Source organism: Pseudomonas sp. HD57-3, from assembly GCF_056113135.1.
Map to the genome: position 1 here is coordinate 1,124,238 of NZ_CM148568.1, position 15,392 is coordinate 1,139,629.

General features: G+C 58.4%; 10 protein-coding genes, 1 other RNA gene and 1 pseudogene. 3 read left to right on the plus strand and 9 right to left on the minus strand.

The window, feature by feature from the left end; translation table 11 throughout:
• The first annotated feature begins 16 nt into the window (after positions 1–16).
• Complete coding sequence (locus AC0R79_RS04935) at positions 17–3,058, plus strand: type I restriction endonuclease subunit R (protein WP_474733491.1); 3,042 nt, start codon at positions 17–19, stop codon at positions 3,056–3,058.
• A gap of 85 nt (positions 3,059–3,143) precedes the next feature.
• On the opposite strand, the pseudogene AC0R79_RS04940 reads toward AC0R79_RS04935, so the two are convergent.
• The 8 genes and pseudogenes from AC0R79_RS04940 to AC0R79_RS04975 form a co-directional block, all read right to left on the minus strand.
• Positions 3,144–3,263 (minus strand): annotated as a pseudogene (locus tag AC0R79_RS04940) (IS66 family transposase); the annotation flags it as partial.
• Between the two features lie 538 nt (positions 3,264–3,801).
• Positions 3,802–4,191, minus strand: a transfer-messenger RNA (tmRNA) gene (gene ssrA, locus AC0R79_RS04945).
• A gap of 95 nt (positions 4,192–4,286) precedes the next feature.
• Positions 4,287–4,565: a hypothetical protein gene (locus AC0R79_RS04950; RefSeq protein ID WP_007953788.1), complete on the minus strand. Its 279-nt coding sequence runs from the start codon at positions 4,563–4,565 to the stop codon at positions 4,287–4,289.
• A gap of 130 nt (positions 4,566–4,695) precedes the next feature.
• Complete coding sequence (locus tag AC0R79_RS04955) at positions 4,696–7,518, minus strand: FAD-binding and (Fe-S)-binding domain-containing protein (RefSeq protein WP_474733493.1); 2,823 nt, start codon at positions 7,516–7,518, stop codon at positions 4,696–4,698.
• Positions 7,515–8,186: a LutC/YkgG family protein gene (locus AC0R79_RS04960; protein ID WP_102687340.1), complete on the minus strand. Its 672-nt coding sequence runs from the start codon at positions 8,184–8,186 to the stop codon at positions 7,515–7,517. The genes AC0R79_RS04955 and AC0R79_RS04960 overlap by 4 nt, the downstream gene beginning before the upstream one ends.
• Positions 8,186–9,640 carry a LutB/LldF family L-lactate oxidation iron-sulfur protein gene (locus tag AC0R79_RS04965; protein ID WP_474733498.1) on the minus strand — a complete coding sequence of 485 codons (1,455 nt, stop codon included), beginning with the start codon at positions 9,638–9,640 and terminating at the stop codon, positions 8,186–8,188. The genes AC0R79_RS04960 and AC0R79_RS04965 overlap by 1 nt, the downstream gene beginning before the upstream one ends.
• A complete protein-coding gene (locus AC0R79_RS04970; protein WP_474733501.1) occupies positions 9,637–10,461 on the minus strand; it encodes a (Fe-S)-binding protein in 825 nt (274 codons plus the stop codon). The genes AC0R79_RS04965 and AC0R79_RS04970 overlap by 4 nt, the downstream gene beginning before the upstream one ends.
• A gap of 150 nt (positions 10,462–10,611) precedes the next feature.
• The gene (locus tag AC0R79_RS04975; protein WP_474733503.1) at positions 10,612–12,306 is read right to left on the minus strand and encodes a lactate permease LctP family transporter; all 1,695 of its coding nucleotides are present in this window, start codon (positions 12,304–12,306) and stop codon (positions 10,612–10,614) included.
• A gap of 262 nt (positions 12,307–12,568) precedes the next feature.
• Here AC0R79_RS04975 and AC0R79_RS04980 point away from each other — a divergent pair, with 262 nt between their 5' ends.
• The gene (locus tag AC0R79_RS04980) at positions 12,569–13,336 is read left to right on the plus strand and encodes an FCD domain-containing protein (protein ID WP_258712885.1); all 768 of its coding nucleotides are present in this window, start codon (positions 12,569–12,571) and stop codon (positions 13,334–13,336) included.
• 50 nt (positions 13,337–13,386) lie between these two features.
• On the opposite strand, the gene smpB is transcribed toward AC0R79_RS04980, so the two are convergent.
• The gene (gene smpB, locus AC0R79_RS04985; protein WP_007953781.1) at positions 13,387–13,869 is read right to left on the minus strand and encodes an SsrA-binding protein SmpB; all 483 of its coding nucleotides are present in this window, start codon (positions 13,867–13,869) and stop codon (positions 13,387–13,389) included.
• A 119-nt stretch (positions 13,870–13,988) separates the two neighbouring features.
• Between smpB and AC0R79_RS04990 the strand changes: the two genes are divergently transcribed.
• Complete coding sequence (locus tag AC0R79_RS04990) at positions 13,989–15,392, plus strand: sodium-dependent transporter (protein ID WP_007953780.1); 1,404 nt, start codon at positions 13,989–13,991, stop codon at positions 15,390–15,392.

Sequence of the window (15,392 nt, forward strand, 5' to 3'; positions counted from 1 at the left end):
TTAAAGGATGAGAAAGATGCACAAAGAAATCGACTTTGAAAATGACATCGAGCACGCTCTCGTCCAGAGCGGCGGCTATGAAAGAGGTGACCCCAGCACCTACGACCCGGAAACGGCATTGTTCCCGGCGGATGTCGTCGCCTTTGTGCAGAAGACGCAGCCCAAACTTTGGACGCGCTTGACCCAACTCGACGCGACCAAAGCGCCAGCGATTTTGTTGGACAGTTTGGTGAAGGAGCTTGCCGCAAAAGGGGCGTTAGCGATATTGCGGGAAGGTTTCAAATGTGTGGGCAAGACGGTGCGACTGGCCTATTTTGCGCCTAATACCGGACTAGACCCCTCTGCTACCTGCCGTTACGACGACAACCGCCTGACGATTGTGCGACAAGTAAACACCAAGAGCGGGGCAATCCCCGACATTGTGTTGGCGGTGAATGGCTTGCCCGTGGCGACGTTGGAGCTGAAGAACCATATGTCGGCGACACACTGGAACGTGGAGAACGCGAAATACCAATATCGATTTGAGCGCGACCCTAAGGAACTGTTGTTCGCTTTCAAGCAGCGTTGCTTGGTGCATTTCGCGGTGGATACTGAGCTAGTATTCATGACCACCAAGCTGGAAGGTAAGGAAACATTCTTCTTGCCCTTCAACCTGGGGTACAACCACGGAGCGGGCAATCCGCCTGCGGTAGGAGATGTGCGCACAACCTATCTGTGGCACAAGGCGCTGACCCGTGACAGCCTGATGGACATTCTGGCCCGCTTCATCCATCTGAATGTAGAGGAAAAAGCTGTCGTCACTGAAAAGGGTATCAAACGACACCGAAAAGAGTCGTTGATCTTCCCGCGCTACCACCAGCTGGACGCGGTTCGGGTACTCACTGATCACGCGCAAACACATGGTTCAGGGCACAACTATTTGATCCAGCATTCCGCTGGCTCGGGGAAATCGAATTCGATTGCTTGGCTGGCGCACCGACTCTCCAGCTTGCATGACTCCGGCAATGAGAAGATTTTTCACTCGGTAGTGGTCATCACTGATCGGCGCGTGCTGGATCAGCAGCTGCAAGATACGATCTTTCAGTTTGAACACAAGCTGGGCGTGGTGCAGAAGATCGACGAAAACACGCAGCAGTTGGCGAAGTCGCTGGCTGATGGTGTGCCGATTATTATTTCGACAATCCAGAAATTCCCCTTCATCACCCAAGCCATCCGCACGATGGAGGCTAGCGGCAAGGGTGTAGCAATCTCGACTGCGGGCAAGCGCTTCGCCGTCATTGTGGACGAGGCGCATAGTTCGCAAAGCGGCGAAACCGCGATGGAGCTTCGCAAGATCTTGAATAAGGACGGTATTGAGTCTGCCATCGCCGAGCAGTTGCTGGACATGGACGACGATGCAATGAGCGAGGAAGCGAAGAAGGAACTGCTGCGTGAGCAACTTAAGCGCGCCAAGCAGCCCAACTTAAGTTTCTTCGCCTTCACGGCGACACCTAAGTTCAAGACACTTGCCGTCTTCAATGAACCCGGCCCAGACGGCCAAGCGCCGTTCCACCACTACAGCATGCGGCAAGCCATCGAGGAGGGCTTCATTCATGACGTGCTGGCGCACTACACCTGCTACAAGCGCTACTATAGGCTAATCCAGAAGGCGGAGGCCGATCCCGACGTGCCGCGCCGCAAGGCCGCACGTGCCCTAGCTCGGTTCGTTGAGTTTCATGACTACGAGATCGCACAGAAGGTCGAAGTTATCGTTGAGCACTTCCGCACCCATACTCGCCACAAGATAGGCGGTCGGGCCAAAGCGATGGTGGTAACCGGCTCACGCGAACACGCTGTGCGCTACAAGCTAGGGTTCGACAAGTACATCAAGGACAAGGGTTACATCGACGTGAAATCACTGGTGGCTTTCTCAGGCGAAATCACGCTTAAAGAGTTCGCTGACAAGAAATTCACCGAAGTGAGCATGAACAACGGCATAAAGGAATCCGAACTGCCGGAAAAGTTCAATACAGAGGAGTATCAAGTCTTGCTGGTGGCCGAAAAGTACCAGACGGGCTTTGATCAGCCGCTGTTGCACAGCATGTACGTCGACAAGCGCCTGTCCGGCATTCAGGCCGTGCAAACCCTCTCACGCCTTAATCGTACGACGCGCGGCAAGACCGACACGTTCGTGCTCGACTTTGTTAACGAGCCTGCGGACATTTACACCGCCTTCAAACCGTACTACGAGACGACTGATAAGGGCGACGATACCGATCCGCAGCAACTCAATACGCTGGCGCACAAGCTCGCTAGCTGGAAGATTTTCACTAAAGCCGAGGTGGATGAATGGTGTGAAATTTGGTTCCGCAATCGCCTTAATCCAACAGGCGGCGAGCACAAGAAATTGAACGGTCTGCTCGATCTGGCGATTGAACGTTTCGAGAGGATCGGGGAAGAAGATCAGAATCTGTTCAAAGGCCAGTTAGTCAGCTTTCGCAATCTCTACAGCTTTGTCTCTCAAATCGTGCCTTATCAGGATTCTGATCACGAAAAACTCTACACCTATGCTCGTTTCCTGCTGACGAAGCTGCCACGCACGACGGACAATCGGACAGTCCAGGTCGACGATGAAGTCGAGCTGAAATACTACCGGCTGCAAAAGATCAGTGAAGGGGCGATTGATCTCAAAGCGGGCGAGGCCGACGCACTTGAGGGACCGACCAATGTAGGCACCGGTCAAGCAGACGAGGATGTTCAGCTTTCGACTTTGGTTGGCAAGTTGAATGAGCGGTTCGGGACCGAATTCACCCCTGCCGACCAACTCTTTTTTGATCAAGTTCGCGAGACCGCCGTTGCCAACGAGCAGTTACGACAGGCGGCAATGGCCAACAGCATCGAAAATTTCGAGCCAGTGTTCAACAAACAGCTTGAGAACCTGTTTATTGAGCGCATGGATGGCAACGAAGAAATTTTTGTCCGCCTGATGAATGATGAGGCGTTCAGAAATGTTGCTGCCACTCATCTGATGCGGGCCGTATACCAGCAGGTCAAGATGGCTGGAGATATGGACAACTGATATGCAATAGCATGCTGGGCTGCCCATTGATGTCGCATTAAACCTGGCGAAGGCGGTACACGGAGAGCGTGAGGCAGCCGCGCCTGTCTATGGGGACCGCGCCGTCATCGAGATAGCGTGACAGCGCCGCCCAGCTTTTGAGGCGATAATCCAAGGCCTTGGCGATGGCCGATCCCTCACGCGCAAGCCGTCTCTGGCGGATGATGTTCGGAAGACAATAGATGCAGATTAGCAGGCGGCTCTTGATGAGTGACTGCAAGGCCTCACACGCGAGTGGGATGAGCTTGCCAAGGAACTGAAAGAGTCCATGAAGGAGCTTGTTGAGCAGTTTGAGAACAAGGATGATCTAAAAGAGTTTGCGCATTGTGCTGCAACGGATCTGCGCGAATGGGCGGACGTATATCGATGATAAGCTCGCACTTGGAAGAAACACACCACGGGCTAGCGTCGTTTCACTCCTTCGATGATGGAGTTGCTGATCCTTGCTGAAGCGCATAAAACCGTCTCTACAAAGTGCTGGATAAAGACATGATTCGAAGGAGAAGCACGGACATGCCACTGGCCAAGGGAGCCAAAAATCCAGCAGAACAGAGCGTTCAAGGAATATGCAGAATCACCTTCTGTGCTCTGGCTGAGGAGTTTCAATGAGCTTTACCATCGGACCCAGTTGGACCTGAAAGCCCCGTATTTACTGGATTTCAGGCACAAAAAAAGACGCCCTTGGACGTCTTTAGATGTTTATTTGGTGGAGCCGGGGGGATTTGAACCCCCGTCCGCCAGTACTCCGCTGTCGGTACTACATGCGTAGCCGTGTCTATTAAGTTAACCCTCAGCGACCCGACGGGCAGGGTGCTTTGGGCGAGTTGTGTAAGTTTTAGCCGCTTCGTCCACAACGTACTGCACGGCGATTCTGTTCTATATGACAATCATTTTGGGTTTACAGACATCCCCTGATGATTGCTGGACCCGAAGGTACCAGGAGTGCATGTCAGCTGCAATTAAGCAGCGAGAGCAGCACCGTATTGGTCGTCATTGGCAACTATAAGAAGTTGCAACAGTGGATTTACGACTTCTGTTACCAAGTCGGCATGCACCTAGAGTTTCGCAACCGGCGTCGAATCCTAAACGGCCCCGAGCCTGGTGCTCTGTGGATCTTGTGAGTAACAAGCCTGCGCAGTGTACGCCAAACGGCTCACAAGGCCAACCCGAAGGTTGGCCTGAGCTTCGATCAGTTGTTGGTTCCGCTGGTTTTACGGATTTCCAGAATGGTTTGCTGGGTTTCAGCCACGCATTCGTCGATCTTGCCCTGGGCCTTGAGTGCCTGGGCTTTTTGCACACTGGCTTCTACCCGTTGATTCAGGTCGGGTGAGGCCATTGCCTGCGCCTTGGCGTTGTTGATGGTTTGCAGATTGGCATCGCACAGATCGGCGGGCTTGTCGGCGGCGAACGAAGCAGACGCCATCATCGAGGCAGTAACGAACAGACCTAACAGTACAGAACGTTTCATATGAATCTCCTTGAACTGAGGGATCCAGACTTCGCTGGCCGTCAGGACGGGCAACCGAATGGAGGACAAGCCCCGATTGTTCGGGGCCTGTTCTGTGGACTGCGGTCGCTCGCAAGGGTTCTATTTTTCTTCAGAGGGCGGTTGCGGGGGCTTTGGCGCGGGTCACCCGGTCCACCAGATACACCAGACCGTGGTAGTCGATTCCGCCGTGTTGCGTCAGACCGATCTCACAGGTGCGGCTGGTGGAAATTCCCTCGCTGCACTGTTGCACCGCATCCTTGAGCGTTCGCAGTGAGTGGCTGTTGAGCTCCGGTGTGGTGAAACCTTTGTCACCAGCAAAACCGCAACAGTGAATGCCTTCCGGGATCACTACCGTCTTGCTGCATTTGCGCGCCAGGTCGATCAGCGCCTGGCTTTCCCCAAGATGCTGAGTGCTGCAGGTCACGTGAACGGCAATCGGTGCTTCCTGGGGCGTGAACTCCAGACGATCCATCAAGTGCGTACGGATGAATCGCACAGGGTCATACAGATCCAGGCGAACATTTCCCACATCCTGCACCAGTCGCAACGTGCAGGGGCTAGTGTCGCAATAGATCGGATCAAGCCCGCCGCGACTGGCCTGGAGCAATGCGCCGATCAGCTCCTGACGCTTGTGCTCGGCCTGTTCGGCATAGCCCTTTGACGCGAAAGGCTGGCCGCAGCAGAGGTTGTCCAGATTGTCCGGGAACACCACCTGATAACCGGCCTTTTCCAGCAGACCACGGGTTTTGTCGTACAGCGACATCTGCTCCCTGTCGCCCGCCGCCGGCCCCATAACACGCGAGACGCAGGCCGCCAGATACACAACGCGCGGGCGTTCGTCAGACACGGCCGGGCTGAAGCGAATGGCTTTTTCCGGCTGCGGCATCGCGTTGGTCCACAGCGGCACCTGACCTTTGGAGAGCCGCGTCAGCGTGGCCGAAAGCTTCGCCAGTCGCGGTGCCCCCAACAACATCCGCGCACCGTTGGCCACATGCAGGGTGAAACGCGCACCTTGCAGGGTGGTGGCGAAATTTCCTTCGATCAAGTTGGCGGTTTTCGTATGCGTGGCTTGACGGCCGCGCAGCTTTTTCACCAGCTCGCCGGTGTTGATGCCTACAGGACAACGTTGCGCACACAAACCGGTTGCCGCGCAGGTATCGATGCCTTGGTACTCGTAGGCTTTTTCCAGCTCGGTGGTGTCGATCCCGGCACGTTTTCGCGCCTGAATATCGCGCCAGATCACGATGCGCTGGCGCGGGCTCAGGGTCAGGCCTTTCGAAGGGCAGACCGGCTCGCAGAAACCGCACTCGATGCATTTATCCACAATCTCGTCGGCCGCCGGCAGCGGTTTCAGGTGCTTGAGGTGGATCTGTGGATCTTCGCTGAGCACCACGTCCGGATTGAGAATGCCGTTGGGGTCGAGCAGGCGTTTGAGCTGCCACATCAATTGATAGGCGTCGCTGCCCCATTCCAGTTCGACGAAGGGCGCCATGTTTCGTCCGGTGCCGTGTTCCGCCTTCAGCGAACCGCCGAACTCCACGGCCACCAGTTGCGCCACGTCGTCCATGAACGCCTGATAGCGTGCGACTTCTTCCGCGCTGTTGAAACCTTGGGTGAAGACGAAGTGCAGATTGCCTTCCAGCGCGTGTCCGAAAAGGATCGCTTCGTCGTAGTGATGTTTGTCGAACAGCTCGATCAGACGGTTTACGCCGATCGCCAGTTGTTCCACCGGGAAGGTGACGTCTTCGATGATCACCGTGGTGCCGGTCTTGCGCACGGCGCCGACGGCAGGGAAGGTGTCTTTGCGGATTGCCCAGAGGCGGGCGTTTTCGACCGGGTCTTCGGTGAAGTCGACCTGTTTCTCCACCGGGAAACCGCTGAGCGACGCCATGATCTGCGCCAGTTGTTCCTGCAGCAAAGTGGAGGAGGCGGCGCGGGATTCGATCAACAACGCGCAGGCATTGTTCGACAGCTGCTGTACGAAAGCCGGCATGCCGGGTTTGTCCTGCACTGAGCGCAGGCTGCGGCGGTCGAGCAGTTCCACGGCGGAGACCGGTTGGCTTTTCAGCACGGTGACGGCGTTGCAGCAGGTTTCCACATCCGGGAAAACGATCAGCGCCGAGGCTTTGTTCGGGGGGTCGATCACCGTGTCGTAGGTCACTGCGCTGATGAAACCGAGGGTGCCTTCGGAACCGACCAGCAAGTGACTCAAGATATCCACAGGCTCATCGAAATCCACCAAGGCGTTGAGCGACAGACCGGTGGTATTTTTCAGACGGTATTTGTGGCGGATTCGCGCGGCCAGTTCGGCATTGGCGCGGGTCTCGCGGCCCAAAGTCGCCAGACGTTCCAGCAAGTCACCGTGGCTGACTCGAAACGCCGCGACACTGGCGGCATCTTCGGTATCGAGTCGCGTGCCGTCGGCCAGCACCAGACGAATCCCGGCCAGCGTGTGATAGGTGTTTTGCGCAGTGCCGCAGCACATGCCGCTGGCGTTGTTGGCGACGATGCCGCCGATCTTGCAGGCGTTGATCGAGGCGGGATCCGGGCCGATCTTGCGTCCGAATGGCGCCAGCCATGCATTGGCCTGGGCACCGATCACGCCCGGTTGCAGGCGAATTTGTGTGCCTTGCCCGCGGATCTCCCGCGCGTTCCAGTTATCCCCAAGCACGATCAGCACCGAATCACTGATCGCCTGGCCGGACAGGCTGGTGCCAGCGGCGCGGAAGGTCACCGGGACCTGATCGCGCTGCGCCAGCTTCAATAGAGCCACCACTTCATCTTCGGACTCGACGCGGATCACCAGTTGCGGAATCAACCGGTAGAAGCTGGCATCGGTGCCGAAGGCTAGGGTCGACAGCGGATCGTCGAAGCGGCGCTCGGAAGGAATCAGCTGCTGCGCATCGCGCAGGAAAGTCGCCGGTAAGGTCATTGGTCCTCCAGGATCAACACCACCAGGTCTTTCGGGCCGTGGGCGCCGTAGGCCAGGACTTGCTCGATGTCGGCGGTTTTCGACGGGCCGGACACCAGCAACGCGTTGGTCGGCATGCCTTGCGCCCACTCGAATTCCTGCTGCACCTGATAGAAGTTGTCGCGGATCTGGCTGGCCTTGAGCAGGGCGAAATGCACCGGCGGTACCAGGCTCATCAGCCGTGGTTCTTCGCGGGTCGGCCACAGAATCAGGCTGCCGGTGGCGGCGATGGCGCCGAGGGTGCCGGTCAGGCTGGCCGGGGTGTCGTTGAACAACTCGGCTTTCCACTCTTCCATCGGGCGGTCGTAGGACTTCAGCGCCGGCAGATCAGGATTGTTCGCCCAGTGTTGTGTGATGCGCTGCCCGTGGGGCGTAGTAGGTGCGATCAGCAGGCTCGGCAACTGACGGTCACGCAGCAATTGCGCCAGCAGCGCCGGCCACGCATCAGCGGACGTCAGGTGGATCTCGGTGTGCACTGCTTCCATCAGCTTGCGCAGTTGCGGGATCCGTTGTTCGGCGCTGTAGGTGTAAGGCTGGGTCACCAGATCGACGTCGAAGTTGTCGGCAATCGGCGTGGTGCCGGTCAGACTTTTCCGTAACTTGCCGAGGATGTTTTGCTTGGCGCTCATCAACGGTCTCCTTGTTTGGCCAGGTGTTCGCGAGCCATGTCATGCAGTGAGCGGGCGGCGGGTTTCGGCGCGCTGTGATTCTGCGTCCACGGGCCGACATTGTTCGGCGCCAGCGCGCGCAGACGCGTGGCGAAAAACGCAAACAGCCGATACAGGACTGGCGAGCTGTTGAGCTTCGCCCAGGCGTTCCAGATGAAACGTTCCTTGCGCGAATACTTGCTGCCCTGGCCGCGCATCACTTGATGAGGGCTGTCGGGGGCTTTGACGTTCTCTTCGCGTAGGCGGCGCAGCAGTGCGGGAATAGGAATTTTTACCGGACACACTTCACCGCAGGCGCCGCACAACGAAGACGCACTCGGGTGATCCGGGACTTTCGCCAGGCCGACCATGTGCGGAGTGATGATTTTGCCGATCGGGCCAGGGTAAACCTCGCCGTAGGTATGGCCGCCGACGCGGGTGTAGACCGGGCAATGATTCATGCAGGCGCCGCAGCGGATGCAGTTCAGGGTCTGGCGCAATTCGCTGTCGGCGAAGGCCTGGCTGCGACCGTTGTCGAGCAGCACCAGATGCACTTCCTGCGGGCCGTCGAGTTCGTGTTCCTTGCGCGGGCCGGAGATCATGTTGACGTAGGTGGTGATCGGAATGCCCAGCGCCGAGCGGGTCAGCAATGACAACAGCGGCACCACGTCGCGCAGGTTTTCCACGACTTTTTCGATGCCGGTGACGGCGATGTGCACCGGTGGCACGGTGGTAGTCATGCGGCCGTTGCCTTCGTTTTCCACCAGCAGCAGGGTGCCGGTTTCGGCCACGGCGAAGTTGACGCCGGAGACGCCGATGTCCGCTTCGAAGAATTTCTGCCGCAGAACCCTGCGACCGATCTGAATGAGTTGGTCAACGTCCTTGGTGTATTCCACGCCAAGTTTGTCGTGGAACAAGGACGCGACCTGACCGGCATTCTTGTGGATTGCCGGCATGATTATGTGTGAAGGCTTCTCGTGGTCGAGCTGGACGATGTACTCCCCCATGTCGGACTCCAGACATTCAATGTCCCGAGCCTCGAGGAAATCGTTCATCTCCATCTCTTCGCTGACCATCGATTTGCCCTTGATCACTTGCCGCGCCTCGTGAGCGCGGATGATCGAAAGGACGATGCCATTGGCCTCGTCCACCGTTTCCGCCCAGTGCACTGTCACACCGTTGCGGGTCAGGTTCTGTTCCAGTTGCTCGAGCAGGTCGGGCAACTTGGAGAGCGCGCGGGCACGGATCGCATTGCCCAGTTCACGCAGATGTTCTCTTTCGTGGGCATCGCTGAAAGCCGCTGCCCGCTTGGTCATCAATGAATCCATCGCGGTGCGGAAATTGTTCCGTAACTGCGAATCGCCCAGGGCGTTGTGCGCCCGGGTGCGGAAATCTTCTTCTACGGCAACCGTAGGAATAATCGTGGAAGTGCTCATCGCGCACCTCCGGTTCGTTGCCAGAGAAAGCTCGCCAGGTGTTGCCCGCGCAGCGCTTCCTTCTGTTTTTCCAGCGAGCCGTTGATGTTCATCAAGCAGCCGCAGTCGGCACTGAGTACCTGATGCGCGCCGGATTCCTTCAACGCCCGGGTCTTGTCAGCCACCATCGCGCCGGAAATGTCTGGCATACGGACGCTGAATGTCCCACCGAAGCCACAGCATTCGCTTTCGTGATCGTGGTTGACCCGTTCCACGTTGCTCAACTGCGCCAACAACTCGCGGCCGTGCAGGTGGGTGTTCATTTCCCGTCGCGCCGAACACGAGGTGTGCAGCGCCACTTTGACCGGCTCGCCGCTGTCCTTGAGCTGCACCTTGCAGACGAACAGCAGAAACTCGGCCAATTCATAGGTGCGGGCCGCGAGGGCCTGAACCAGTTTCAACGTTTCCGGCTCGTCCTTGAACAAGTCGGCATAATGCTCGCGGATCATCCCGGCGCAGGAGCCCGACGGCACCACCACCGGATAATCTCCGGCAAACAGCGCCAGTTGCGAGCGCGCCACCGTCCGTGCCTGCTCGGTGTAACCCGAGGTGTAGGCCGGTTGTCCGCAGCAGCTCTGCCCTTGCGGGTAGTCGACCCGGATGCCTTCGCGCTCCAGCAAGTGGATCGCGTCCATCCCGGCTTCCGGATAGAACAGATCGACCACGCACGTGCCGAACAGGTAGACCCGCGACGGTTTCTCGCCGGGGTATTGCCGGGGTTCGGGCAGTGGCGGTGCGACGCGAGTGGCGTTGGGCACAGCGTTGTAAAAAAGCTCGCTCATCAGGCGTGTCTCCGGGTGGGCCCGGTTATCCGTCTGTTGCGGCTGCCGAATATAGAGCGCGTTGCTTTCAGCAGCCTTACAGACCGGGTTGTGAATTGCTGACGCCGGAATCACGAACCGGCGTCGGTTATTTCCATGTCGCTTGTAGTCTTAATGCACCAGCATGCCGGTGAACCAGTAGGCCTGAGCCAAAGTGATCAGGCCGACGATCGTGGCAAAGAATAGGCTGTGCTTGAGGGTGAAGCGGAACAGATCGGATTCCTTGCCCACCAGACCGGTCGCGGCGCAGGCCACGGCGATCGATTGCGGGGAGATCATCTTGCCGGTCACGCCGCCGCTGGTATTGGCCGCCACCAGCAAGGTGTCGTTGACCCCGATCTGGTGCGCGGTGGTCGCTTGCAGAGAACTGAACAGGGCGTTGGACGAGGTATCGGAACCGGTCAGGAACACGCCGAGCCAGCCGAGGAACGGCGAGAAGAACGGGAACGCTGCGCCAGTACCGGCCAGCACCAGAGCCATGGTCGAGGACATGCCGGAATAGTTGGTGACGAAGGCAAACGCCAGCACCATGCCGATCGACAGGATCGGCCAGCGCAGTTCGTAGAAGGTCTCTTTCAAAGTGGTCAGACTAGTTTTGAAATTGATCTTCAGCACCAGCATCGAGATCAGCGCGGAGAAGAAAATCGCCGTGCCGGTCGCGGAAATCGGGTCGAGTTTGAACACGGCCGGAATCGCGGTCGGAGCAGCAACAATCGGTGCGGTTTTGATCACCAGTTGATCGAGGTGCGGAATCGCGAAGTTGAACACCCAGGCGTACATCGAACCGCCGGCAGCGAACATGGCTTTGAAAGGCTTGAGGGTCCAGATGGTCACCAGCACGGTGAGGATCAGGAACGGAGACCACGCCTTGAAAATTTCCCCAAGGCTGTAAGGCGAAGCGACGGTGGTGCGCTTCTGGCCGAAACCGCCGACGCTGGCAGTCACTACCGAAGCGGAAACGGCACCGGCAATGTGCTGGCCGGCGGCACGTTTTGGCTGCCAGACCTTCAGGAACAGGGTCAGCGAAATCAGGCTGGCCAGGGCCGACGTAATGTCTGGCAGTTCCGGGCCAATGAAGTTCGAAGTGAAGTATTGGGTCACGGCGAAGCTCAAGCCGGCGACCAGCGCTGCGGGCCAGGTTTCACGCACGCCGCGCAGGCCGTCCATCATGAACACCAGCCAGAACGGCACGAACAGCGACAGCAGTGGCAGCTGGCGGCCGGTCATGGCGCCGATCTTGAACGCGTCGATGCCGGTGACTTGCCCGGCCACGATGATCGGAATACCCAATGCGCCGAACGCAACCGGTGCGGTGTTGGCGATCAGGCACAGGCCTGCGGCGTATAGCGGGTTGAAGCCCAGGCCTACCAGCAGCGCAGCGGTAATCGCCACTGGCGCACCGAAACCGGCGGCACCTTCCAGAAATGCGCCGAAGCAGAAACCGATCAGCAGCACCTGCAGACGCTGGTCATCGGTGATCGACAGCACCGAGCTGCGGATGACCTCGAACTGACCGCTCTTGACCGTGAGTTTGTACAGAAACACCGCCGCCACAATGATCCAGGCAATCGGCCACAGACCATAGGCGAAGCCATATCCGGCGGCGGCAAACGCCATGTCCACCGGCATCTGGAACGCGAAGATCGCCACGGCGATGGCCAGGGCGAGCGTGATGCTGCCGGCCACATGACCTTTGAGGCGGAACACCGCCAGGGCGAGGAAGAAGAAAACGATGGGGATGACGGCCGCGAGTGCGGACACGCCGAGACTGCCGAGCGGGCTGTAGAGCTGTTGCCAGGTTTGCATATGGGGTGGCCCCTAATTGTTGTTGGTCAGGCACTGTCAGCGTTCTTGGTTAATTGGTAAGACCAATTTACAATCGCTGTTGGCTAGGGTAAAAGCCTTGATATCGGTGTGTCAATTTGCCGCCCTAAAACTTTTGTCGAATCACCGGTGCAGAGCTCGATCTGATCCGGTCGCCCAAGTGTCATCTGGCAGGTGTCGGCAACGCGTCGATAGGCCAGAATAGAGAGCCCGGCGAGCGGTCGGGATGGTGGAGAGTTGAGTGATGGGGTTTGATCAGATACGTCAGCGCCGTTTGTCTGACGACATTGTCGAGCGACTGGAGGGGATGATTCTCGAAGGCACGCTGAAGTCCGGCGAACGTCTGCCGGCCGAGCGGGCACTGGCGGAGCAGTTCGGCGTTTCCCGGCCCTCGTTGCGTGAGGCGATTCAGAAGCTTGCGGCCAAGGGCTTGCTGGTCAGCAAGCAGGGCGGCGGCAACTATGTCGTGGAAAGCCTCGGCTCGACGTTCAGTGATCCGCTGCTGCAATTGCTGGAAAGCAATCCCGAGGCGCAGCGCGATCTGCTGGAATTTCGCCACACGCTGGAGGCATCGTGCGCCTATTACGCAGCATTGCGCGCCACGGATGTGGATCGCGAGCGGCTGACGGCTGCATTTGAACAGTTGCAGGACTGCTATTCGCGTCACGACGAAGTGAGCCGGGCGGAAGAGGGCGCGGCGGATGCGAAATTCCACCTGGCGATTGCCGAAGCCAGTCATAACGCGGTGTTGCTGCACACCATTCGCGGCCTGTTCGATCTGCTCAAGCGCAACGTGGTGACCAACATCGGTGGCATGTACAAGCAGCGCACGGAAACCCGCGACATGCTGATCACGCAGCATCGGGAGTTGTATCTGGCGATTATCGAGGGGCGCGCGGAACAGGCGCGTGAAGTGTCCAGTCGACACATTCTGTATGTGCAGGAAGTGCTGGAAGAGGTGCGGCAGGAAGTGCAGCGCATGGCTCGCGCCGAGCGACGCAAAGGGATGTAGGCATGACCGTTCCCGTGCCGGGCGCGGGAACGGTCATTCAGGCAGAAGAATCAGTCTTCCTTGCCCTTGTTGCGCACCGCACGCTGCAACTCGCGACCGGCGTCGCGTTCGCGTTCGGTATCACGCTTGTCGTATTCCTTCTTGCCCTTGCCCAGTGCGATCTCGCACTTGACCATGTGCTTGCTCCAGTACCAGGACAGGCACACGCAGGCGTAACCCTTTTGCTGCACGGCGGCGGCGAGCTTGTCCAGCTCGCGGCGGTTGAGCAGCAACTTGCGGGTACGCACCGGGTCGGCAATGACGTGGGTGCTGGCGGTCATCAGAGGCGTGATGTGGCTGCCGAGCAACCACGCTTCGCCATCCTTGAGCAACACGTAACTGTCGACCAGTTGCAGTTTGCTTGCCCGCAGACTTTTTACTTCCCAGCCGGCCAGGACCAGACCAGCCTCGAACTTGTGCTCGATGAAGTAATCGTGTCGCGCCTTTTTGTTTTGCGCGATGGTCCCTGTTGGGTGTTTCTTCTGTTTAGCCATAGGGGCGGCATTATATGGAGATAAACGGCTGTCGGCTACGGTGATGCTGCGTGCTTGAGCAGGTTGAGTGAATCCCGGACAATGCGGCCTCTTTTTCTAACGCTTGGGCGTGATAAACGATGTCGACAGACAAGGTTTCTGTCCACGGCAGTTGGGCTAGCCGCTGGGTTTTCATATTCGCCGCGACCGGTTCGGCCGTGGGATTGGGCAGCATCTGGAAATTCCCCTACATGGTCGGGGTCTACGGTGGCGGCGCCTTCGTGCTGATGTTTCTGGCGTGTATCGCGCTGATCGGCATTCCGGTGATGCTCGCCGAAACCCTGATCGGCCGGCGTGCCCGTCAGAGTCCGGCGAATGCCCTGAAGGTGCTGGCGCTGGAAGCCGGGCACTCTGGCAAATGGTCATGGGGCGCGTTCGCTGGCATGATCACGGCCTTGCTGATCCTGTCTTTCTATAGTGTGGTCGGCGGCTGGTCGCTGGATTACATCATTGATATGGGGCGCGGGGACTTCCAGGGCGCGACGGCCGATCAGGTCGGGGCGTACTTCGGTAATGTCATCGCCGACCCGTGGCGCATCACGCTGTGGCACACGGTTTTCATGCTGTTGTCGGCTGTGGTCATCGCCAAGGGTGTGGTCGCCGGGCTCGAGCGCAGCCTGCGGATCATGATGCCGCTGCTGTTCGTGATGGTGCTGGTGCTGCTGGGTTACAGCATGACCACCGGGCATTTCATGGAAGGCGTGCACTTCATGTTCGACTTCCACCCGGAAAAAGTCCTCGACGGCTTGCTGCCGGCCATGGGCCACGCGTTCTTCTCGCTGAGCGTGGGCGTGGGTTCGATCATGATCTACGGCGCCTATATGACCAAGGAAGCCTCGCTGTCAGGTACGGTCGTGGGTGTGGCGCTGCTCGATACCTTTGTTTCGTTGGTGGCCGGTCTGGCCTTGTTTCCGATTGTGTTCGCCGGTGGTTTGAACCCGAGCGAAGGCCCGGGGCTGATGTTCGTCAGCCTGCCATTTGCTTTCGGTAACGTGCTTTTCGGCCAGTTGATGGGCGTGGTGTTCTTCGTTCTGGTGGCCATTGCCGCCTGGAGCTCGGCAATTTCCCTGCTGGAGCCGATGGTCGCCTATCTGGTCGAGCGGACTAAAATCAGTCGTGCCTGGGTGACATTCTGGTTGGCGTTCACCTGCTGGTTCGTCGGCCTGGGCACGGTGTTTTCCTTCAATATCTGGAAGGAAGCCAAATTTTTCGTGAACGATGGCGGGGTGTTCCATCTCTACCAATGGGGTGCGGCCGGTGGCCTGGACTTCTTTGGTGTGATCGACTTCTTCACCTCGCGGATCATGTTGCCACTCGGCGGACTGTGCTTCGTGCTGTTTGCCGGTTGGGTGATGGGGCGTGAAGCGGTGCGTGACGAATTGTCGATTCGCAGCCCGGCGCTGTTCGCCCTGTCTCTGTTCTTGATGCGCTATGTGGCGCCCATCGGCATTCTTGTAGTGTTTGCCGCCCAGCTCTGGAAGTGA

Bases quoted from the DNA above. Each gene is read 5' to 3' on its own strand.
- AC0R79_RS04935 (WP_474733491.1), top strand. From the start codon at position 17: ATGCACAAAGAAATCGACTTTGAAAATGACATCGAGCACGCTCTCGTC.
- AC0R79_RS04950 (WP_007953788.1), bottom strand. From the start codon at position 4,565: ATGAAACGTTCTGTACTGTTAGGTCTGTTCGTTACTGCCTCGATGATG.
- AC0R79_RS04955 (WP_474733493.1), bottom strand. From the start codon at position 7,518: ATGACCTTACCGGCGACTTTCCTGCGCGATGCGCAGCAGCTGATTCCT.
- AC0R79_RS04960 (WP_102687340.1), bottom strand. From the start codon at position 8,186: ATGAGCGCCAAGCAAAACATCCTCGGCAAGTTACGGAAAAGTCTGACC.
- AC0R79_RS04965 (WP_474733498.1), bottom strand. From the start codon at position 9,640: ATGAGCACTTCCACGATTATTCCTACGGTTGCCGTAGAAGAAGATTTC.
- AC0R79_RS04970 (WP_474733501.1), bottom strand. From the start codon at position 10,461: ATGAGCGAGCTTTTTTACAACGCTGTGCCCAACGCCACTCGCGTCGCA.
- AC0R79_RS04975 (WP_474733503.1), bottom strand. From the start codon at position 12,306: ATGCAAACCTGGCAACAGCTCTACAGCCCGCTCGGCAGTCTCGGCGTG.
- AC0R79_RS04980 (WP_258712885.1), top strand. From the start codon at position 12,569: ATGGGGTTTGATCAGATACGTCAGCGCCGTTTGTCTGACGACATTGTC.
- smpB (WP_007953781.1), bottom strand. From the start codon at position 13,869: ATGGCTAAACAGAAGAAACACCCAACAGGGACCATCGCGCAAAACAAA.
- AC0R79_RS04990 (WP_007953780.1), top strand. From the start codon at position 13,989: ATGTCGACAGACAAGGTTTCTGTCCACGGCAGTTGGGCTAGCCGCTGG.